This window comes from Alistipes sp. An116 (assembly GCF_002161005.1).
In the GTDB taxonomy this organism is placed as follows: Bacteria; Bacteroidota; Bacteroidia; order Bacteroidales; family Rikenellaceae; genus Alistipes; species Alistipes megaguti.
The window spans coordinates 77186-97694 of record NZ_NFLR01000002.1; the positions used below are offsets into that span (position 1 = coordinate 77186).

The following is a 20509-nucleotide window of genomic DNA, read 5'->3' on the forward strand; positions in this document are numbered from 1 at the left end:
GTTGTTTCGTGTTGTTTCAGCTTGTATCGCCATTATTTCAGTTTGTATCGCCGGCCGTCGATCTTCACCTGCAGGCCGTTGCGGCGTTCGGCGAGTTCAATGCGGTGGCCATCGGCTTCGGTGACGGGCAGCAGCACGGTGACCATGCGCACCGTCTCACCGGCCTTTTTTCCGTGCGTGAAGACGTAGGCCGGCCGCGGGCTGCGTTCGCGGTAGCGGTACGACACCCAGCCCTCCTGCGGCTCCAACTCTTCGGCTCCGAATACCTTCATCAGCAGGTTGTTGCCGTCGTCGTAGCGGGTTGCCACGGTACTCGTCGCCGCGTCGGCTGCGGGATTGCCCTCGGCCAGGTTCCAGTGGAGCATCACGCGACCGGCTGCCGGGCCTTCGGCGCGGTCCTCGATGACGAAGAAGCGCCGATCGACGAACCACACCGTGCGGCGGTGGGTGAGTCCCTCGTAGGAGGGGTTTTCGACCGAGAGACGGTCGGTCGGACCGTCCGTCTCCCAGCGGAGGCATTTCGAGTCGGTCGTCTCGAGGTTGCGGCCGTCGAGCGTCAGGGTGTTGTGCACGCGGGTCTGGCGGAACCAGGCGCGCTGGTCGTTGACCTCCTTGTCGCCGGCGTAGACGTAGCAGCCCGAATCGGGGAAGAAGTTGCGGCCGCGGTGCCAGAGTTCAAAGGTGCCGTTGTCGGGCTGGCAGTGCCAGAAGGCCGGGGGACCGGCCTTGAGGATCATCACCGTGGACTCCGTGTCCCAGCCGTTGCGCAGGACGTAGAATCCCGACGTGCGGAAGGCCCGCGAGAGGTAGTCGGGGCGGGCGCCCTGGCGACCCCGGGTGGCGCAGTAGCGGATGAAGTCGTTGTCGGGAAAGACCTCGAGCCATTCGGCATAGGAGGCGAGCAGATGGGCCTTGTCCTGTTCGCGGTTGTCGCTGAAGAGCGGGGTGGTATAGTCGGGGTAGAGGCAGTTGAGGTGGACGTCGATCATCCGCTCGACGGTAGCCAGATACGAGGCCGGGAATTCGCCGCGGTAACCGTTGGCGTCCATCATCCGCAGCGCCTTGAAGAAGATGTTGATCGACTCCAGGTGGTAGTGCGGATCGAGTTCGTACTGCATGCCGTCGTCGTAGACCTGCTTTTCGATCTCGCGGTTGAGGATTCCGACGCCGGTCGAGCGCCAGTGGGCGGCATCGCGGAATTCGGGGAAGAAGGCTCCGGCGAAGAGCAGCCGCTGGGCCTGGAACAACAGGTGGTTGCCCGAGGCGGAGAAGTGGCCGAGGATATGCTGGGCGTGACGGTGGTAGTTTCGCAGGAACTGCAGCAGGAATTCGCCGTCGAAGGCCTTGGCTGGCAGGAAGTAGAGGAACTGATGGATCTGGAACTCCAGCCGGTCGCTCACCTCAAGGGGCCGCCAGGCGAAGTAGACGTTGTCGGCCTCGTTCCAGTCGCCGATCGAGCTTTCATCGTACGGCCCGAGGGGGTTCTTGCGGATCCAGTCGAGATACTCCGCACACCATTCCTTGGCGTAGCGTTCGTCGCCCGAGAGGCGGTAGGCCTTGCCCATGGGGACCCACCATTTCATGCGGTGCAGCTGCCAGCGGAGCTCGTTGTCGCGCACGGGCCAGTACTGCCAGTCGATGTCGTCGCCGTAGAAGAACGAGGGCTGGTAGCCCGTGTGGACGAAGAAGCGGTGTTCGAAAGCCTCGTCGGCCCAGCGCTGCTCGTCGGGAGAGATGGTCACCGAGTCGAGGTTGACCTCGGGGCATCGGACTCCCGTGCGCGAACGGTAGTAGGCGAGCAGGGCCCGGGCGGCTTCCGGGTCATTGCCTGCGGCATGGAGGCTGTCGACGCGTTCGAGTCCCGGACGCGAGAGGTCCAGCAGCGCAAAGACTGTCGTGTCGGCGGTCCGGACAGCTTCGGCGGCGGCGCGGGCTCCGGCGGGGAGGCTTGTCCCCAGGGCGAGCAGTCCCAGCAGCGGGAGGAGCAGTTGGCGGTTTTTCATGGGTATGGCAGTTTTCGTGGTTTCGGTTGTCGGGGTTGGGGCCACGGTCCGGATGTCGGAGACCGGCCCGCCCCAAGAACAAAGATACGACAAAGTGCGGAGCTCGTTTATCAGAATCTCGCAAACCTCGGCGGAAATTCTGCAAAGCGCTTTCAGTTTTGTGCAATCGGATGCGGAATTTGTCGAATCTGGCTCTGCGGAGCCCCATGGAGGGTGCTTTTGGGACAAAAGTGAGATCGGATTCTACAAAATCGAAAGGCTTTTGCACACGATTCGGGATTTTGGCAACAAACGCGGCGCCCGCGAAAGCGGGATTCCGTTAACTTTGTATTCGGAAAGATCGGCATGCGGCCTGCCGCCGCCAATGCCGGTCGACCCGACCAATCGATAACCCGAAACCGCCCATGAACCTCGTGAATCCCTCCCTGTTGACGGCCTCGTTCGCCGCACTGGCCTCCGCAGCCTCCGCAGCCGCCGCCCCGGCTCCCGAACCCAAACCGGCCCGTGAGGCCGATCGCCGCCCGAATATCATCGTCATCATGACCGACCAGCAGACGGCCGGCGCGCTGTCGTGTGCCGGCAATCCGTGGGTCGAGACCCCGGCGATGGATGCGCTGGCGGCCGACGGCGTGCGCTTCACCCGGGCCTATTGTCCCTATCCGCTGAGCGGACCCTGCCGCGCCTCGCTCATCACGGGGCGGATGCCCTTCGAGACGGGGGCCACCGACAACAGCGTGCGTCCCTCGGCCGAGGCCCTGCGCGAGGGGATCGGCCATCGACTCTCGGCGGCGGGCTACGAGTGTCTCTACGCCGGGAAGTGGCACGTTCCGGAGGTCAACCTGCCCGATTCGGGGACGGGTTTCCGCCGCATTGCCCGGATGGGTGACCCGATGCTGGCTGCGGCGTGCGACGAGGCGCTGGCCGGGTATGACGGCCGCCGCCCGCTTCTGCTGGTGGCCTCGCTGCTCAATCCCCACGAGATCTGCGAATACGGCCGCCACGAGACGCTGCAGTATGGCGAACTGGCCCCCTTCGCGACGGAGGAGTGTCCCAATCTGCCGGCCAATTTCCGCCCGTCGACCTATGCGGCCGAGGCGCTGACGCTCGAACGCACGGCCTCGCCGCGCTACCACGATACCTACACCTTCACCGAGGATGACTGGCGCCGCTACCTCTATGCCTATTACCGCTTTGTCGAGCGGGCCGACCGCGAGGTGGGGCGGATCGTCGAGGTGCTGAAGCGTCGCGGACTCTACGACGATGCGCTGATCCTCTTCCTCTCGGATCACGGCGACGGCGTGGCGGCTCACGGCTGGAACCAGAAGTGGAACCTGCAGGAGGAGGTCATCAACGTGCCGCTGATCGTCAAGACACCGAAGGGATGCGGACCGCGGGGTGTGGTCAACCGCGAGGCGCTGTCGAACGTCGGGCTGGACCTCTACGCCACGCTTTGCGACTATGCCGGTGTGGAGCTGGACCCCGAACGCTACCGGGGCCGGAGTCTGCGCCCGGTGGCCGAGGGGCGTTCGGCGACGCTCCACGACGGCGTCTTTGTCGAGACGCTGCTCTCGGGGGTCGGCATGCGGGGCTGGAGCCTTGTCGGAGCGCGTTACAAATATGTCCTCTACCAGTGGGGCCGCAACCGCGAGGCGTTGTACGATCTGCAGCAGGATCCGGGCGAGATGGTTAATCTGGCCGTCGACCGGCGCTATGCCGACGAACTGGGCCGCATGCGCAAAGCGCTCTATGAGTGGGGAGTCCGGATCGGCGAACAGCGTCTGATCCGCAATCTGCGCCCCTATGCCGGGGAGGCCGGAACGGCGGATTGACCCCAGGCCCGGCCGCCCGACGTTCCCGCCGGCCGCCCGAATTACTCCGATGCCGCCCGACGTTCCCGCCGGCCGCCCGAACCGTCCCGGCCGCCCGGAAAATCCCGCCGGCCATTCCGAAATCGCTCTTACGAACCGAATCCACGAATCCATCACTGTTGACCGGAATCACCACCTTATGAAAAACCTCGAAACCTTGCGGAGCGGCGCCCGATACGCCGCGCTTCCGCTGACGCTGACGGCCCTGGCAGGTTGCAGCGAGGGGCAGCCCAAGCGCCCCAACATCCTTGTGATGATGACCGACGACCACACGGCCCAGGCCATGAGCTGCTACGGGAGCCTGCTGGTCGAGACCCCGAATCTGGACCGCCTGGCCCGCGAGGGGATGCTCTTCGAGAACTGCTTTGTCTCGAACGCCATTTCGGGTCCCTCGCGGGCCTGCATCCTGACGGGCAAGTACAGCCACGTGAACGGCTTCACGGACAATTCGCGCACCTTCGACGGCGACCAACAGACCTTTCCCAAGCTGCTGCACGAGGCGGGCTACCAGACGGCGATGATTGGCAAGTGGCACCTCAATTCCGATCCGCAGGGCTTCGACTTCTGGAGCATCCTCGTGGGACAGGGCGAATACTATGCTCCGCAGTTCATCGAGAACGGCGAGAACCGTGTCGAGAAGGGTTACGTGACGGACATCATCACCGACAAGGCCATCTCGTTCCTCGAACACCGCGATCCCTCGCGGCCCTTTGCCATGCTCTACTACCACAAGGCGCCGCACCGCAACTGGATGCCGGCACAGCGCCACCTGGGGATCAACGACTCGCGGGTCTATCCCGAGCCCTTCAACCTGCTGGACGACTATGCGGGCCGGGGCCGAGCCGCCCGGGAGCAGGCCATGGAGATCGGGCGTGACATGTGGCCCGAGTGGGATCTGAAGCTGATGACCCCCGAGGAGCTGTCGCGCTCCTACGAGCTCGAGAGCACGGGCGATGCCAACCGGGACGACGTTGCGCGGGCCAACGACTGGCGGAGCAGCGTCATGCAGTACCAGGCGGCCTACAACCGCATGACCGACGAAGAGAAGGCGCGCTGGAACGAGGCCTATGCCCCGCGCATTGCCGAGTACAAACGTCTGCGGAAGACGGCCACGCCCGACGAGTTGACGCGCTGGAAGTACCAGCAGTACATGAGGGACTACTGCGCGGTGATCCAGGCCGTCGACGAGAACGTGGGGCGCCTGCTCGACTACCTCGAAAAGATCGGCGAACTCGACAACACGATCATCGTCTACACCTCGGACCAGGGCTTCTTCCTCGGAGAGCACGGCTGGTTCGACAAGCGCTTCATGTACGAGGAGTGCCAGCGCACGCCGCTGCTGGTGCGCTATCCGCCGATGGTCGGGGCCGGGACGCGGAGCCGGGCGCTGGCCATGAACATCGACCTGGCGCCGACGTTCGTCGATCTGGCGGGGCTGGCGGTTCCCGACGACATGCAGGGACGTTCGCTGCGCGGGGTGCTCGCCTCGGGCGGCGAGGCACCCGAAGGGTGGCGTACGGGGGTCTACTACCACTATTACGAATACCCGTCGTGGCACTCCGTCAAGCGCCACTACGGCATCCGCACGGCCGACTACAAGTTGATCCACTTCTACAACGACGTCGACGAGTGGGAGATGTACGACCTGAAGCGCGATCCGCACGAGATGCACAGCGTCTACGACGATCCGGCCTACGCCGAGGTGCGCCGTGGGCTCCACGTGCAGCTCGAGGAGCTGCAGCGCGAATGCGGCGATACGGATCCCTGCGAACGCGAATACGAATTTTTCCGGGGCGCCGACCAACTGAAATAACCGGCCGGGCGACCGATTTCATCCGATAACCAGAGTCGGATCCACCGTAGCTTCACGCGGCCGGGTCCGGACCCCAAACTGCAACGATATGGACAGACGAGAATTTCTGAAAACTTCGGGATGGACCCTGTTGGGTCTGGCGGCGGTCAATGCGCTGCCGGGCTGCTCGCATCTGGGCGATGCGGAGTCGCTTCCCGACGACGTGAAGGGAGGATTCCCTTCGCTCCGCGACCTGAAGGTCTTCTGGGGCGACGTACACAACCACTGCAACGTGACCTACGGCCACGGCGATCTGTCGGATGCCCTGGCGGCGGCCGAGCAGCAGCTGGACTTTGTCTCGGTGACGCCCCATGCCATGTGGCCCGACATTCCGGGTGAGAACGACCCGCGGCTGAACTGGGTCATCGGCTACCACACGGCGGCTTTCCGGCGGCTGCGTGCCGGCGGCTACGAGAAGTACCGGCGGATGATCGAGGCGGCCAACCGCCCGGGCAAATTCCTGACGTTCGTCTCCTACGAGTGCCACAGCATGGAGCACGGTGACCACGTGGCGCTGTTCCGCGACTTCGACGTGCCGCTGGTCGAGTGCACGTCGGTGCCCGATCTGAAGGAGAAGCTGCGCGGCTATGCCTGCTACGTGACACCCCACCACATGGGCTACCAGACGGGGTTCCGCGGCTACAACTGGGCGGCTTTCCCGGACAACGATCCGCAGACGCCGTTCGTCGAGATGTTTTCGCGCCACGGCCTGGCCGAGAGTGACACGGGCGACTACGACTACCTGCACGACATGGGGCCGCGCGTCTGGGAGGGCTCGATCCTCTACGGACTGGAGCAGGGCCACAAGTTCGGACTGATGTGCTCGACGGACCAGCATGCCGGCTATCCGGGCAGCTACGGCGACGGCCGCATCGGTGTCTACGCCCCGTCGCTGGAGCGTGAGACGCTGTGGAAGGCGATGGGGCAGCGGCACGTCTGCGGCGTGACGGGCGACAAGATCAAGATCGACTTCCGCATCAACAGCGGGATGCCGGGTGACGTCATCCGCGCCTCACGCCGCGAGATCTACCTCAATGTCGAGGCGCAGAACGCCATCGACTATGTCGATCTGATCAAGAACGGACAGTGCGTGGCGCGTCTCAACGGTCCGTACCGTGCGGCGGCCCCATCGGACGAGGTGATCCGCACGAAGGTGAAGGTCAACTTCGGCTGGAACCGCGAGGAGGAGTATGTCCACTGGACGGGCCGGCTGTCGCTCGACGGCGGAACGATCGACGATCTGCAGACCTGCTTCCGCGGGGCGGCCTTCACCTCGCCGCAGCCCGGCGAGACGGAGTTCCACACGCGGGTCAACCGCGTTCTGGAGCACGATGCGCACAACGTGGTGCTGGACCTCTACTCGACGAAGAATCCCAACGTCATGACGCCGGCCATGCAGGGCGTGGTGCTCGACCTGACGGCTCCGCGCACGGCGTGCCTCGTGGCGGAGTTCAACGGCCAGCGCTACGAACACACGATCGGCGAACTGCTCGAAGGGGCGCGTGCCCACTTCCTGCGGGGATGGCTTTCGGAGGCGATCCAGTTCGAACGGGCGCAGCCCGAGGCAGCCTTCTGCGTCGGCCACCGCATGGTCGACAAGGAGCCGCAGCGCGATACGGACTACTATTACGTACGGGTTCGCCAGCGCGACGGACAGTGGGGCTGGTCGTCGCCGATCTGGGTGGAGAGAGCTTAGGAGATGGAACGTCATGCCATAGGAATCGACCTGGGCGGCACTTCGGTGAAGTATGCCCTGGTCGCCGCTTCGGGGCGGATCCTCTACGCCGGGGAGCATGGCTCCCGGGCTGCGGAGGGTGCCGAAGCGGTTCTGGATGCCATCCTGGGAGGCGTTGAGGCCTGCCGGGCCTTTGCCGCACGCGAGGGGCTGACGCCCGACGGCGTGGGGATCGGAACCCCCGGAGTGGTCTCGGACGACGGCCGCACGGTGCTGGGCGGTGCCGAGAACATCGCGGGGTGGGAGAACCTTCCCCTGGCGGATCGGATCGAGTGGGCGACGGGAATGCGCTGTGCAGCCTGCAACGACGCCAACGCCATGGCATGGGGTGAGACGCTCTACGGTGCGGCGCGCGGTGCGACGGACGTGGTCTTCGTGACGGTGGGGACCGGCATCGGCTGTGGCGTGCTTATCGGCGGGCGGCTCTTCCGCGGCTACCGCAACCGCGGCATGGAGATGGGCCACATCACGGTCAAGTGCGACGGCGAACGGTGTGCCTGCGGCGGGGTGGGGTGCCTCGAGCACTACGCTTCGACGGCGGCGCTGGTGGCGCGTTACTGCGCGCTGAGCGGCGCGTCGCAGGCCGACGGCCGCGAGGTGGTGCGCCGCTACGGAGCGGGCGATCCGGCGGCGGTTCAGGCTCTGGAGGAGCACTGGATGTACCTCTCGCACGGCATCGCCTCGATGATCAACCTCTTCGCACCGCAACGGGTCGTCGTCGGAGGCGGCATTTCGGAATCGGGCGAATTCTACTTCGAGCACCTGCGCGAGGGGGTTCGCCGCCAGGTGATGGCCGTCTGCGGCGGGGAGACTGAGATTGTTCCCGCGCAGCTGGGCAACCGGGCCGGAAGCCTCGGTGCCGCGGGGCTGATCCTCGGGGAGGGGGCGCAACGATGAGACGCAGCTACGCCCTGGTGGGGCTGATCATGCTCTTCTGGTTCGTCATTTCGTTCATCACGAACATCATCGGACCGCTGATCCCCGACATCATCGACAACTTCCACCTGCAGCACCTTGCGCTGGCGGGCTTCATCCCGACGTCGTTTTTCGTGGCCTACGGCATCATGTCGATCCCCTCGGGGCTGCTGATCGAACGCTTCAGCCAGAAGACGGTCCTCACGGCGGGCTTTGCGCTGCCGCTCGTCGGGTCGCTGCTCTTTGCCCTTGTGCCGACCTTCCCGGTGCTGCTGGCCTCGTCGTTCACCATCGGACTGGGCATGGCCATGCTGCAGACGACGATCAACCCGCTGACCCGCGTGGCGGGCGGCGAGGAGAACTTCGCCTTCTTTTCGGTCATGGGCCAGCTGGTCTTCGGGGCGGCGTCGTTCGTCAGCCCGCTGGTCTACGCACGGCTGGTCGCACGCCTCACTTCGGGCGAGACGCTCCACGGCCTGACGGGCTGGCTGCAGTCGCTGACTCCGGCCTCGCTGCCGTGGGTTTCGCTCTACTGGCTCTTTGCCGTGATCCTGGTGGCGGTGATCGTCGTGGTGCTGGCGGTCCGCTTCCCGCGGCTGGAGCTGCAGGAGAGCGAACGCAGCGGCGGTCTGCACTCCTACCGGGAGCTGCTGAAGAATCCTCGGGTCTACCTCTTCTTCCTGGGCATGCTCTGCTATACGGCCTCGGAACAGGGCGTGGCCAACTGGATCTCGGAGTTCCTGCGGCAGTACCACGGCCTCGATCCGCAGACGGTCGGCGCCCCGACCGTCGGACGCTTCTGGGGCTACATGTCCGTGGGGTGCCTGGTGGGGCTCTTTGCCCTGAAACTCTGGGATGCGCGCGACGTGCTGAAGGTGGCCGGCGTGCTGGCCATCGCTTCGCTGCTGGCGGCGCTCTTCGGAAGTGCCGGGGTGGCGCTGGTGGCCTTCCCGGCCGTGGGATTCTCCATCTCGGTGATGTTCTCGATCGTCATGTCGCTGGCGCTGAACTCCGTCGACCGTTACCACGGTTCGTTTGCCGGCATCCTCTGCACGGGTATTGCCGGCGGAGCCCTCGGTCCGCTGATTGTCGGCTGGCTGGGGGATCTGGTGGGGCTGCGCCTGGCGCTGCTGTTCGTCTGCGTGACGATCGCCTATATCGTCGGCATCGCCTTCTGGGCCCGGCCGCTGGTCGACAACAAACGCTGCTCGCTGCGTGAGCTTTTCCATAATAAAAAGAACCGATCATGAACCGAATCGTGACGCTGGCCGCCGTGCTGCTGACCGCCGCGGCCGTCCCGACACAACTCCCGGCCGAAACGCGGCATCCGGCCGGTCGACGCCCCGCCTCCGCAGCTCCGTCTGCGGAAGGGGAGTGGCTTCCGGCCGAACAGCACCTCGACAAACAGGCGTTGAGGCCCCGCTACCGGCAGTGGATGCAACCCGCCGGCGGCGTTCCCGTGACGCAGAACCCGCCGGCGCTGCTCTGGCCCGCGGGCGGTGACGACGTGACGGGCTACCGGATCGAACTCTCCCCGTCGCCGGAGTTTCCGGCCGCGCAGACCCTCACCAGCGAACAGCCGTGGGCCGTCTGGGCGCTTCACCGTCCGCTCGCGCCGGGCCGCTACTGGTGGCGGGTGACGACCTTCACCCGGAAGGGGGCACCGCAACGCTCCGCAGCGTGCGAATTTGTCGTCGCGGACTCGGCGCGACGCTTCGCCACCCCGACGGGCGACGAACTCGTACAGCGCCTTGCCGCGCAGTCGCATCCGCGCCTCTACGTGACGGCGGACGGCATCGGGGCTCTGCGCCGCCGCTCTGCGGCGAATCCCGAGGCGCAGGAGTTCCTCACCCGGGCTCGTCGCCGGATCGACATGGAGCCCGTTCCGGTGGCCCCGACGCGGCCGCGCGACACGACGGGCATGAGCCCCTTCCAGAAACGCTCGCTCATCAACTTCATGTACCACAAGTTCGGCGAGGTGGTGACCCAGCCGATCGTCGACTTCTCGCTGGCGTGGCTGCTGACGGGTGACGAGGCGTGGCGTACGGCCGTGGTGCGCCATGCGCGCTATGTGGCCTCGCTGCCGGTCGACAGCGACGCCACGTCGGAGGATTTCAACCGCTCGGCCATCATGTACGGACTGGCCTTCGGCTACGACACGGCCTGCGAACGGATGACCGACGACGAACGGGCCGCCGTGCTGGAGGCGATCCGCGTGCGGGGCGAACGCTTCTACCGGCAGTATGTGCGCGATTTCGAGTGCCATTCGATGGACAACCACGTCTGGCAGCATACGTTCCGCAACTTTCTCTTCACGGCCCTTGCCACGCTGGGCGACCTGCCCGAGGCCGAGCGGTGGCTGCGTTACTGCTACGAGGTGTGGTGCGGCCGCTTCCCGATCCTGGGGGGCGACGACGGCGGCTGGCACGACGGCAGCAGCTACATGCAGGCCAATCTGGTGACGTTCATCTACGTGCCGTTCGTCCTTTCGCGGCTCACGGGGAGCGACTTCTTCGCGCTGCCGTGGTACCGCAACCTGACTTCGTTCCTGGCCTACTCCTTCCCGAAGGACTCCTACGCCACGGGGTTCGGCGACGACTACGAGAAGATGACCTCGCCGACACAGCTCTACATGGGTTTTGCCGATGCGCTGGCCCGCGAGACGCACAGCCCGCTGGCACGCTGGTATGCCGACCGGCTGATCGGTGCGGATCCGGCGAACCTCTACCGCTCGAAGGGCTTCATGCTCTACCGCATCCTGACGGACAAACCGCGTGATTGCGTGGCGCCGGAGCCTCCCGTACGCAATACGTCGCGCTTCTTCCCCGATGCGGGCTTCTCGCTCATGCATACCGATCCGGCCGATGCCGGGGACGATCTGATGGCGGCCTTCTTCGCCCTTCCGTTCGGCTCGACGGGCCACGCCCACGCCGCCCACAACGGCTTCACGATCAACTACGGCGGGCGGCCGCTCTTCGGCGGTACGGGCTACTACTCGAACTTCAACGACCGCCACACGCTGCTGCACTACCGCACGCGGGGCCACAATACGCTGCTCATCGACAGCCTGGCGCAGGTCATCGGCGAGAACGGCTACGGATGGCTGGCGCGCTTTGCCGACACCGAGGCGCTGACCTACACGCTGGGCGATGCCTCGCACGCCTACGACTCGATCCGCACGCCGTTCTGGATCGACCGCATGGAGAAATCCGGCGTTGCGTATACGCGTGAGAACGGCCTCGGCGATCCCGGCGTGACCCGTTTCCGGCGTCACTTCCTCTTCCTGCGCCCCGACGTGATTGTCATCTACGATGATCTGGCGGCCCGCCAACCCGTCACGTGGACCTGGCTGCTGCACGGCAACAACCGCCTGACGCGCTGCGGAGCTGCGGCCGTCGAGACGACGAACGGCCGAGCTACCGGACGGATGGACCTCTTTACCGCGGAACCGACGCAGCTGCGCATCACCGACGAGTTCTTCTCGCCGGCCATCAACTGGAAACGCCGTACGGGCCCCGACGGCCGCGTACTGGAGTATGCCCGGCAGTGGCATTCGGAGTTCACCCCAGAGGGGCGGAGCCGCACGCAGCGTTTCCTGGCCATCTTCCGCATCACGCCCGAAGGGGCGCAGCCGCTGGAACTCAAGCGGCGTGCCGACGGAACGATCCGCGTCGGGGAGTGGACCGTCCGGGCCGAACTGGACGGCAGCCGGCAGCCCCGCCTCGAGGTGACCGACCGCCGCGGAAACGGTGTGCGCTACAATACCGGGGCGTCGACCGTTGCCGGCAGTACGCTGATTCTCCGCCCGGGGGTTCCGGCTCGCGAACTGGTCGATACGGTGCCGGCTTCTGTGCGCTGACCGCTCGCGAACTGATCGATACGGTGCCGGCTTCGGTGCGCTGACCGCCCGCGAAGTGGTCGATACGGTGCCGGCTTCGGTGCGCTGACCGCCCGCGAAGTGGTCGATACGGTGCCGGCTTCGATGCGCTGGCTGCCCGTGTGCGTGGAGAAGGGTGCGTCGCTGCTCTGCTCTCCGGTACGATCCGAAGGAGGGTCGGTTTTCCGTCCCGTCCCGATTTCCGAAAGGCCGATCGGCTCCGCCGCCGCGTCGGTCGGCCTTTTTGTTGCCCGGCCGGTACGGCCGGACAACAGCCCCGGGAGCGGAAAGCCGGTGCCTGCACGCCGAAAATAGCCATCCGGCCGACGGCGTTTGCGAAAAAAATCGTATCTTTATCTCCTGCAAATTCGGTTACGCTACTACGCCCATGGTTGGATTTCGACATACGTTCTTCACGCTGTTCCTGCTTCTGTCGACCTTCCCGCTCTTCGGAGCCATCGAATTCCGAACCCTCTCGGTCAACGACGGCCTCTCGCAGTCGACCGTACTGGCCATCACTCAGGATCCGCTGGGCCGCATCTGGATGGGAACGCAGGACGGTCTGAACTGTTACGACGGCTACACCTTCCGCGTCTACCGTCATGTCGAGGAGGATCCGCAGAGCCTCGACGACAATGCGATCAGCGCCCTGCTCAGCGAAGGCCGCTATCTCTGGATCGGCACCTCTTCGGGACTTTCGTGTTACGACGCCTCGACGCAGCGTTTCGAGAATTTCCGCCTCGACGGCTACCGCATGCAGGTCTCGGACATTGCCCGGCAGGGGGACGGCAATCTGCTGCTGGCCACCGATCTGGGAATCGTGCTGTTCGACCGCCGGAGCCGCCGGCTTGAGATCCGCACCTACCTGAAGGGGATCAGCGTCCATACGATCTGCCCCTCGCCCGACGGCTTTCTGGTCGGCACCTCCGACGGCGTCTACACCTACTCGTCGACCTACGGCAATGCCATCCGCGTCCTTCCGCAGATGGCCCGCTTCGACGTGGCCAGCATCGTGGCCGCCGACGGCGGCTACTGGGTCGCCACCCACGGCAACGGCCTCTACCGGCTGGATACCCATCTGCAGGTGGTCGAACGCTATTCGGCGGCACGGAATCCGGGACTTGTTTCGGACTATATCCGCGTGCTGCGCCGCGACTCCGAGGGGCGTCTCTGGATCGGCACCTTCGACGGACTTTCGATTCTCGATCCCCGTACGGGGCGTTTCGACAAGTATGTCTACACCTCCCGCCCCGGATCGTTGAGCCACAACTCCATCCGGGCGATCTTCATCGACAGCCAGCGCGGCGTGTGGCTCGGCACCTATTACGGCGGTGTGAGCTACTACCATCCGCTGGCCCGGCGCTTCGGGGTGCTGAGCCACGATCCGGCGCGCAATTCGCTGGGTGACAATACGGTGAGCTGCATCGTCGAGGATCCTTCGGCCGAGAGCCTCTGGATCGGCACCAACGACGACGGCGTGAACCGGTATGACCGCCGTACGGGCCGCTTCGAGGAGTTCAACGTGGCCTCGGGTTCGCTGCTCTCGAACAACGTCAAGTGCATCCTGCCCGACGGCCCCGACCGCCTCTGGATCGGGACCCATGCCGGCGGACTCACCCGCATGGAGACGTCGACCCGGCGCACGCACCACTATCCGGTCAACGCCTCGATCCCGATCAACAACAGCTGCTACGCCCTGCTCAAGGACGACGACGGGATGCTGTGGGTCGGGACGCTCAACGGCCTGCTGCTGTTCGATCCGGCAACGGGACGCTTCCGGCCCCATCCCTGCGCGGACCTCGAACCCCGGCTGGGGATGCTGCCCGTCACGACGCTCTTCCGCGATTCGCAGCAGCGCGTATGGATCGGCACCCAGGCGGGACTTTATCGCTGGGAACCGGATCAGCGACGGGTCATCGCCTGCGATCTGACCACCGCGGAGGCTGAATTTACCCCCCCCCCGACTGCAGGAGGTCGTAATCATGAGCGTTACGGAGGATTCGCACCACGATATCTGGATCGGTACCCGGCAGGGGCTCTACCGCTTTCGGTCGAAGATGCCCGGATTCAGACGCTATGCGGTGGCCGACGGACTTCCCAACGACGTCGTTTACGGTATTCTGGAGGACGAACTTTCGCGTCTCTGGATCTCGACCAACGCCGGACTGGCCTGTTTCGACATTCAGAAGGAGACGTTCCGCAACTACACGCTGCGCGACGGCCTGGCCAACAACCAGTTCACCCCCTATGCCTATTGCCGCAGCCGTGACGGGGCCATCTGGTTCGGGGGACTGGGCGGCATCACCTGGTTCCGGCCTCACGAACTGGTCGACAACCCCTTTGCCCCCGTGGCCCGGATCACGGATGTCGTGGTGACCGATGCCGAGGGAGACCGCCGCGTGCGGATCGAACGCGATTCGGTGGGTCAGGTTGTGCGGGCGGCCTTTCCGTCGATCCGCAACATCTTCACCATCCAGTTCGTGGCGGTCAATCCGCTGGCCGGCGGGCGCAATACCTTCGCCTACAAACTCGAGGGATTCAATACGCGGTGGTACGAGACCTCGCATCTGGAGGCCAACTACTCGAACCTCAAGCCCGGACACTACCTTTTCCGGGTGCGTGCGGCCAACAACGACGGCCGCTGGAGCGACGAGGTGGCAACGGTTGCCATCCGCGTGCTGCCGATGTGGTGGCAGACGCTGGCGGCCCGGCTGCTGTGGGTGCTGCTGGCGCTGGGCGCCGTCGGCGGGGTGATTGCCGCCATTGCCGGGCGTATGCGGATGAAGGTGCAGCTGCAGATGGAGCGCCTCGAAAAGGAGTCCATCGAGGAGCTGAGCCAGGAGAAGATCCGCTTCTACATCAACCTTTCGCACGAACTGCGCACGCCGCTGACGCTGATCCTCTCGCCGCTGCAGGAGATCCGCGACCACGGCACGTCGGACAAATACGTCGCCTCGCGTCTGGACTATATCCGCCGCAACAGCCTGAAACTCCTGCATATCGTCAACCAGATGCTGGATTACCGCAAGGCCGAGCTCGGCGTTTTCCGCATGCGGGTGGCGCTTCAGGACGTGGATGCCATCGTGGCGGAGGTCTTCTCGCTGTTCGAGGAGGCGGCCCAGAACCGGGACATGGATTATATCCTCAGTTCGGACCTCAAGGGCGAGGCGCTGCCCGTCGACCGGATGTTCCTCGAGATGATGCTGACGAATCTGCTCTCGAACGCCTTCAAGTTCACGCCCGACGGCGGGATCATCCGTGTGACGCTGCAACGCGGCGAGGGGTGTTTCCGCATCCAGGTGCGCGACAACGGTATCGGCATCACGCGCGAGCAGCAGGCACACGTCTTCGAGCGTTTCTATCAGGGCGACGAATCCTCGTCGGGTTCGGGGATCGGCCTTTCGATCGTCCATCGGATCGTTGAACTCCACCAGGGAAGCGTCACGCTGAGCAGCGAACCCGGCCGTTTCACGGAGTTCACCATTACGCTGTCGGACGATCTGGAGAGTTATCCGGCCGAGAAGCGGGCCCGGGAGAACGACATTCGGGGATCGATCATCCGTGATGCGGGGAAGTCGCTGCCCGAGGCGTGGCTGGGTGTCGACGGGAGTCCGCTTCCGGCGGAGGAGTCCGATGCCCAGACGCGCGGGACGATTCTCGTTGCCGAAGCGGATGCCGAGGTGGCGCGTTACGTGGCGGATTATTTCCGCCAGCACTATCGGGTCGTTACGGTATCGGACGGAAACGAGGCGCTGGAGCAGCTGAAGAGTCTTGAGCCCGATCTGATCATTGCCGACCGGATGCTGCCGGGGGTCGACGGACTGAAGCTTTGTCAGACGGTGAAGCAGAACATCCGCACGTGCCATATCCCGGTGGTGATGCTGGCTCCCGATGGGGGCCTCGAGGAGCAGATCACGGGTATCGAGGCCGGAGCGGACAGTTACCTGCCGATGCCGCTGTCGATCACGCTGTTGGCGGCCAAGGTCCAGAACCTGCTGAAGGCCCGTTACCGGATGCGGCACCACTATTCGGACGATGCGGAGATCGATCCCGACAAGATTACCTCCAATTCGATGGACGGGGAGTTCCTCAAGAAGGCGATCCGCATCGTCGAGGAGAATCTGGACAACGAGGAGTTTTCGTCGAACGATTTCAGCAAGGCCCTGTGTATGAGTCGTTCGAACCTTCACCTGAAGATGAAGTCCATTACGGGCGAGTCGGCCACGAAATTCATTCGCAAGATTCGGTTCAATCGGGCCTGCCAGTTGCTGCTGGAGCGTAAATATTCGATTGCGGAGATCAGTTCGATGGTGGGCTTCAATTCGCCGTCGTATTTTGCCACGAGTTTCAAGAAGCATGTCGGGTGTCTGCCGACGGAGTATGTTCGGGCCCGCACGCGCGGCGATCGGGACAAGGAGAGCCGCGACGGGCGTGACGGACGTGAAACCGGCCGCTCCGGGCAGGAGAGCCGCGAAAACCGTGAAAACCGTGAAAACCGTGAAAACCGTGAAAACCGTGAAAACCGTGAAAACCGTGAAAACCGGGAGAAATAGCTTTTCGGTCCGCGGCTTGCCCGGGGTCGGCGGAGTAATTCCAGTCGGATGGGATCTGCGTTAAAAAAGCCCCCGGCGACAGTCTGTCGCCGGGGGCTTTTCGTTTTCGGGCCGGAGCCTTTCGGGGCGGCCTATTTGAAGAAGATCGAGGAGATCTCCTTGTAGTTGTGGACGCGTTCGATGACGTCGGCAAAGATGTCGGCCACCGACAGCACCGTAAACTTGTGCAGATCCTTGTCGGGGTTGAGCGGAATGGTATCCGTGACGATCACCTCCTCCAGGGCGCTGTCGTTGATACGCTCGTAGGCGGGACCCGACAGCACGGGGTGGGTGATGGCTGCGCGCACGCTCTTCGCACCGCGCGACATGAGCATGTCGGCGGCCATGCAGATCGTGCCGGCGGTGTCGATCATGTCGTCGACGATCAGGATGTTGCGGCCCTCGACCTCACCGATGGCGGTCATCTTGCCCACGACGTTGGCCTTTGCGCGCTCCTTGTGGGAGATGATGATCGGCGTACCGAGGTGTTTGGCATAGGTGTTGGCCCGTTTGGCGCCGCCCATGTCGGGCGCGGCGATCGAGAGGTCCTCGATGTTGAGGCTCTTGATGTAGGGGACGAAGATACCGCTGGCGTAGAGGGCATCCACGGGGACGTCGAAGAATCCCTGGATCTGATCGGCGTGGAGATCCATCGTCATGACGCGGTCGACACCGGCGGCCATCAGGAGGTTGGCTACCAGTTTGGCTCCGATCGGCACGCGGGGACGGTCCTTGCGGTCCTGACGGGCCCAGCCGAAGTAGGGCATCACGGCAACGACCTTGTAGGCCGAGGCGCGGCGTGCGGCATCGATCATCATGAGCAGTTCCATGAGGTTGTCCGAGGGCGGGAAGGTCGACTGGATGATGAATACCGTGCAGCCACGGATCGATTCGTTGTAGCAGGGCTGGAATTCGCCGTCGCTGAAGCGCAGGACTTCGACCTGACCGAGAGTCGTGCCGAAGCTGGCGGCTATTTTCTTGGCGAGATACTCCGAACCGCGGCCGGAAAAGATTTTGATTTTGTGGATAGCCATAGGTTACGAGGATTTTGACGATGCAAAGATAGGATAATAGGATGAAAAAATGCGCCGCGGGGGGCGCTATTTTTCAACAAATGTTAAACTTTCAGGCAGGAGTCGATGAAATCGAGAATTTCGTCGCGTCCGAGCCCCTGTTCGGAGGAGCTGACCAGCATCGGAGGCAACTCTTCCCACTGTTCGGCGAGGGCCTTTCGGAAACGTTCGATGCTCTTTTCGCGCTGGGTTTTGGAGAGTTTGTCGATCTTGGTGAAGATGATGCCGAAGGGGACGCCGTTCTGGCCGAGCATCTCGATGAAGCGCAGGTCGATGCGCTGGGGTTCGAGCCGGATGTCGACCAGCACGAAGAGGTAGTGCAGTTTTTCGCAGCGCAGGACGTAATCGGTGATGATGCGCGAGAATTCGCCGCGCTGGAGCTTCGACGTGCGGGCGTAACCGTATCCCGGAAGATCGACCAGATACCACGAGTCGTTGATCCGGAAGTGGTTGATCAGACGCGTTTTGCCGGGTGTTCCGGAGACTTTGGCCAGCCCCTGACGGCCGGTCAGCAGGTTGATCAGCGACGATTTGCCGACGTTGCTGCGTCCGATGAAGGCGATGTCCGGCAGATTGTCCTTGGGGACCTGGGAGATCCGCTTGGAGGAGCATTTGAATTCGGCTTTCGAGATTTGCATCGGTCCGGTTTTTTCGGCAAAGATAGTGTTTGTCACGGGGATCACCAAATTTCGGGTCGCGAACCCTTCGTGAGCAGGCATTTGCCGGGGCATCGGTTCAGCCCGCCGTTCTCCGTCTCTCGGCCGCCGTTCTCCGTCTTTCGCCCCGCCGGCGTCAGCGGTGGCGCGGATATTTGTTGTTGAAGCGGTATCCGACGCCCAGCATCAGGAAGTTGGGCATGTGGAAGTCGCGCAGGCTGTAGCCGATGTGGACGAACGAACTGTGGGTGACGGCAACCTTGAGGGTCAGCATCTGGTAGAACGACCTGAGGTCGCCGCCCTTGTGCAGGACGTTGACACCCAATCCGATGCCGATGTTGAAATAGGGCATGACAAACTCGCCGCGGGCCGAAATCCCGAGGGCGATCTGGCGGTCGAATCCCGGATTGACGGTTTCGATCTCGGCCGTCGAACCGAGCTGTTCGATCGAGGAGGCCGCGATGACGTTGGCGCTGCCGTCATAGACGCCGTCCAGCGAGACGCCGGCGCGGAACTTGTAGCCGAAGTTGTACATCGGCGCAAAGTTGAATCCCACGACTGTGTAGGCATCCGGGGCGGCATATTGCTTGTCGCCGACCTCGATTCCCTTGCGGCGCCACGACCCGAAGAGGACCAGATCATAGCTCACGTGGCGCGGGAAGGCGGGACCGAGTGTCCGGGGAGTGGTTTCTGGCGAGAGGCGTCCGAAATTACAGGTCAGTCCGATGCGTCCGCCGAGCGAATTCAGCCCGGCGTTCGGGTATTTGGTGTTTCCGTTGGAGAAGTGGGTGAGGGCCACGCCGGCCGTGAGGTCCACCTCGCGCAGGATGCGCCAGCGGAGCAGCAGATCGACGTTGAGGTAGGCGTTGATCTTCGACCCCATCATCTTGTTGTTGGGGTTCGTGTTGAGATCGTAGGGCTGCCAGCCGAACGAGAGACCGAAGTTCCACTCGTAGTCGAAGGTCAGCCGCGGAGCCAGCCGTGCGATGCGGGCCCCCTGGAAGAGGTACAGGGCCACGGGATTGCCCAGTTCATCGGGGCGCTGGAAGTCGTAGTAGGCCACGCCGAGACCCTGATAGGCGCCGCCGTAGATGCGGTCGGGGGTCGACCCGGGGCGGAACTGGAACGCATAGCGGAGGTGTCCCGAGAGGGCGAGGTCAATGGGGAGTCCGGTGTTGTTTTCACCCCGCAGGAAGGGATTGGTCGGGAAGATGTACTCGGGGCGGAATTCGGCTCCGAGACGGTGCATGAAACGGCGTCCGGAGGTGTTGTCATCGGCAAAAGCCTTTTGACCGAGGTTCCGACGCTCCGCACCGAAACGGTTTGTCGAGGTGTTCCCGAAGCGCAGCGGGCTGTTTTTGCCGGTTTGGTTGCCGGTCCGGAGTCCGGTTTGTCCGTTCGGAGCGGTGCTGCCGCCTTCGGCCCGGCCGGCCCGGTATCCGGCCTCATAACCGGCTCGATATCCTGCTTCGTAGGCGTTTTGGCATTCCTTGAGTGAATCGCACTCCGTGCCGGGATTTTGTCCCCGGGCGAAGCCCGCACCGCATGCGATCACTCCGGTCAGGAGCAACAGGATTCGGCGTCGGAGGGATCGGTTCATGGCAGGTCGGATGCGTTTTTTGTCGTCGAAGATACGAATTTTTTCTCCATTCCGGCTCTGCGGGGAATGTAAAAATGAAAAAGGCCCTGTTTCCGATTGAAAGCAGGGCCTTGGTTTTTTGCGTTTTGTGGGTCCGGGATTTTTCCCAAGGGTTGGAGCGGCCGGTTTGTCTTCCGGGGAGGCACTTGGTCTTTTCCCCGTTCCGCGTCCGGGATTTTTCCCAAGGGTTGGAGCGGCCGGTTTGTTGCTTTCGGGAGGCTTGTAGGCTCCTTTAGTCTTTTTTGATCTCCTTCGGTTGCGGTCTCTCTCCAGGTTTCTCTCCCGGCTCTCTCCCGTGG

11 protein-coding genes and 1 pseudogene are annotated in these 20509 nt (G+C 63.9%); 8 read left to right on the forward strand and 4 right to left on the reverse strand.

Annotated features, from left to right (window positions below; all coding sequences use genetic code 11):
- Positions 1 to 32: 32 nt before the first annotated feature.
- Positions 33 to 2003, reverse strand: a complete 1971-nt coding sequence (hepC, locus tag B5E60_RS01590; protein ID WP_087309145.1) for a heparin-sulfate lyase HepC — start codon at positions 2001 to 2003, stop codon at positions 33 to 35.
- A gap of 404 nt (positions 2004 to 2407) precedes the next feature.
- On the opposite strand from hepC, the gene B5E60_RS01600 reads away from it, so the two are divergent.
- The 8 genes and pseudogenes from B5E60_RS01600 (at position 2408) to B5E60_RS14130 (ending at position 16803) form a co-directional block, all read left to right on the forward strand.
- The gene (locus B5E60_RS01600; RefSeq protein ID WP_087309147.1) at positions 2408 to 3832 is read left to right on the forward strand and encodes a sulfatase family protein; all 1425 of its coding nucleotides are present in this window, start codon (positions 2408 to 2410) and stop codon (positions 3830 to 3832) included.
- A 178-nt stretch (positions 3833 to 4010) separates the two neighbouring features.
- Positions 4011 to 5684, forward strand: a complete 1674-nt coding sequence (locus B5E60_RS01605; RefSeq protein WP_087309301.1) for a sulfatase family protein — start codon at positions 4011 to 4013, stop codon at positions 5682 to 5684.
- A gap of 88 nt (positions 5685 to 5772) precedes the next feature.
- Complete coding sequence (locus B5E60_RS01610) at positions 5773 to 7419, forward strand: Tat pathway signal sequence (RefSeq protein WP_087309148.1); 1647 nt, start codon at positions 5773 to 5775, stop codon at positions 7417 to 7419.
- A gap of 3 nt (positions 7420 to 7422) precedes the next feature.
- Positions 7423 to 8355, forward strand: coding sequence for an ROK family protein (locus B5E60_RS01615; protein WP_087309149.1), 933 nt, complete (start codon positions 7423 to 7425; stop codon positions 8353 to 8355).
- The gene (locus tag B5E60_RS01620; RefSeq protein ID WP_087309150.1) at positions 8352 to 9623 is read left to right on the forward strand and encodes an MFS transporter; all 1272 of its coding nucleotides are present in this window, start codon (positions 8352 to 8354) and stop codon (positions 9621 to 9623) included. Before B5E60_RS01615 ends, B5E60_RS01620 begins: the two co-directional genes overlap by 4 nt.
- The gene (locus tag B5E60_RS01625; RefSeq protein ID WP_087309151.1) at positions 9620 to 12232 is read left to right on the forward strand and encodes a DUF4962 domain-containing protein; all 2613 of its coding nucleotides are present in this window, start codon (positions 9620 to 9622) and stop codon (positions 12230 to 12232) included. The genes B5E60_RS01620 and B5E60_RS01625 overlap by 4 nt, the downstream gene beginning before the upstream one ends.
- A 406-nt stretch (positions 12233 to 12638) precedes the next feature.
- A pseudogene (locus tag B5E60_RS14125) lies at positions 12639 to 13961 on the forward strand (ligand-binding sensor domain-containing protein); the annotation flags it as partial.
- Positions 13962 to 14307: 346 nt separating this feature from the next.
- Entirely contained in the window at positions 14308 to 16803 is a 2496-nt protein-coding gene (locus tag B5E60_RS14130; RefSeq protein ID WP_342394868.1) for a hybrid sensor histidine kinase/response regulator transcription factor, read from the forward strand.
- A 131-nt stretch (positions 16804 to 16934) separates the two neighbouring features.
- On the opposite strand, the gene B5E60_RS01635 is transcribed toward B5E60_RS14130, so the two are convergent.
- From B5E60_RS01635 to B5E60_RS01645, 3 genes are all read right to left on the reverse strand, one after another.
- Positions 16935 to 17876: a ribose-phosphate diphosphokinase gene (locus tag B5E60_RS01635; RefSeq protein ID WP_087309152.1), complete on the reverse strand. Its 942-nt coding sequence runs from the start codon at positions 17874 to 17876 to the stop codon at positions 16935 to 16937.
- 83 nt (positions 17877 to 17959) lie between these two features.
- Positions 17960 to 18553, reverse strand: a complete 594-nt coding sequence (gene yihA, locus B5E60_RS01640; protein ID WP_087309302.1) for a ribosome biogenesis GTP-binding protein YihA/YsxC — start codon at positions 18551 to 18553, stop codon at positions 17960 to 17962.
- Between the two features lie 154 nt (positions 18554 to 18707).
- Positions 18708 to 20171, reverse strand: a complete 1464-nt coding sequence (locus B5E60_RS01645; RefSeq protein ID WP_087309153.1) for an acyloxyacyl hydrolase — start codon at positions 20169 to 20171, stop codon at positions 18708 to 18710.
- Between the last annotated feature and the right edge of the window lie 338 nt (positions 20172 to 20509).

What these genes read in the sequence shown, in the direction of transcription:
- hepC (WP_087309145.1), bottom strand. Translation starts at nt 2,003, where the DNA reads ATGAAAAACCGCCAACTGCTCCTCCCGCTGCTGGGACTGCTCGCCCTG.
- B5E60_RS01600 (WP_087309147.1), top strand. Translation starts at nt 2,408, where the DNA reads ATGAACCTCGTGAATCCCTCCCTGTTGACGGCCTCGTTCGCCGCACTG.
- B5E60_RS01605 (WP_087309301.1), top strand. Translation starts at nt 4,011, where the DNA reads ATGAAAAACCTCGAAACCTTGCGGAGCGGCGCCCGATACGCCGCGCTT.
- B5E60_RS01610 (WP_087309148.1), top strand. Translation starts at nt 5,773, where the DNA reads ATGGACAGACGAGAATTTCTGAAAACTTCGGGATGGACCCTGTTGGGT.
- B5E60_RS01615 (WP_087309149.1), top strand. Translation starts at nt 7,423, where the DNA reads ATGGAACGTCATGCCATAGGAATCGACCTGGGCGGCACTTCGGTGAAG.
- B5E60_RS01620 (WP_087309150.1), top strand. Translation starts at nt 8,352, where the DNA reads ATGAGACGCAGCTACGCCCTGGTGGGGCTGATCATGCTCTTCTGGTTC.
- B5E60_RS01625 (WP_087309151.1), top strand. Translation starts at nt 9,620, where the DNA reads ATGAACCGAATCGTGACGCTGGCCGCCGTGCTGCTGACCGCCGCGGCC.
- B5E60_RS14130 (WP_342394868.1), top strand. Translation starts at nt 14,308, where the DNA reads ATGCCCGGATTCAGACGCTATGCGGTGGCCGACGGACTTCCCAACGAC.
- B5E60_RS01635 (WP_087309152.1), bottom strand. Translation starts at nt 17,876, where the DNA reads ATGGCTATCCACAAAATCAAAATCTTTTCCGGCCGCGGTTCGGAGTAT.
- yihA (WP_087309302.1), bottom strand. Translation starts at nt 18,553, where the DNA reads ATGCAAATCTCGAAAGCCGAATTCAAATGCTCCTCCAAGCGGATCTCC.
- B5E60_RS01645 (WP_087309153.1), bottom strand. Translation starts at nt 20,171, where the DNA reads ATGAACCGATCCCTCCGACGCCGAATCCTGTTGCTCCTGACCGGAGTG.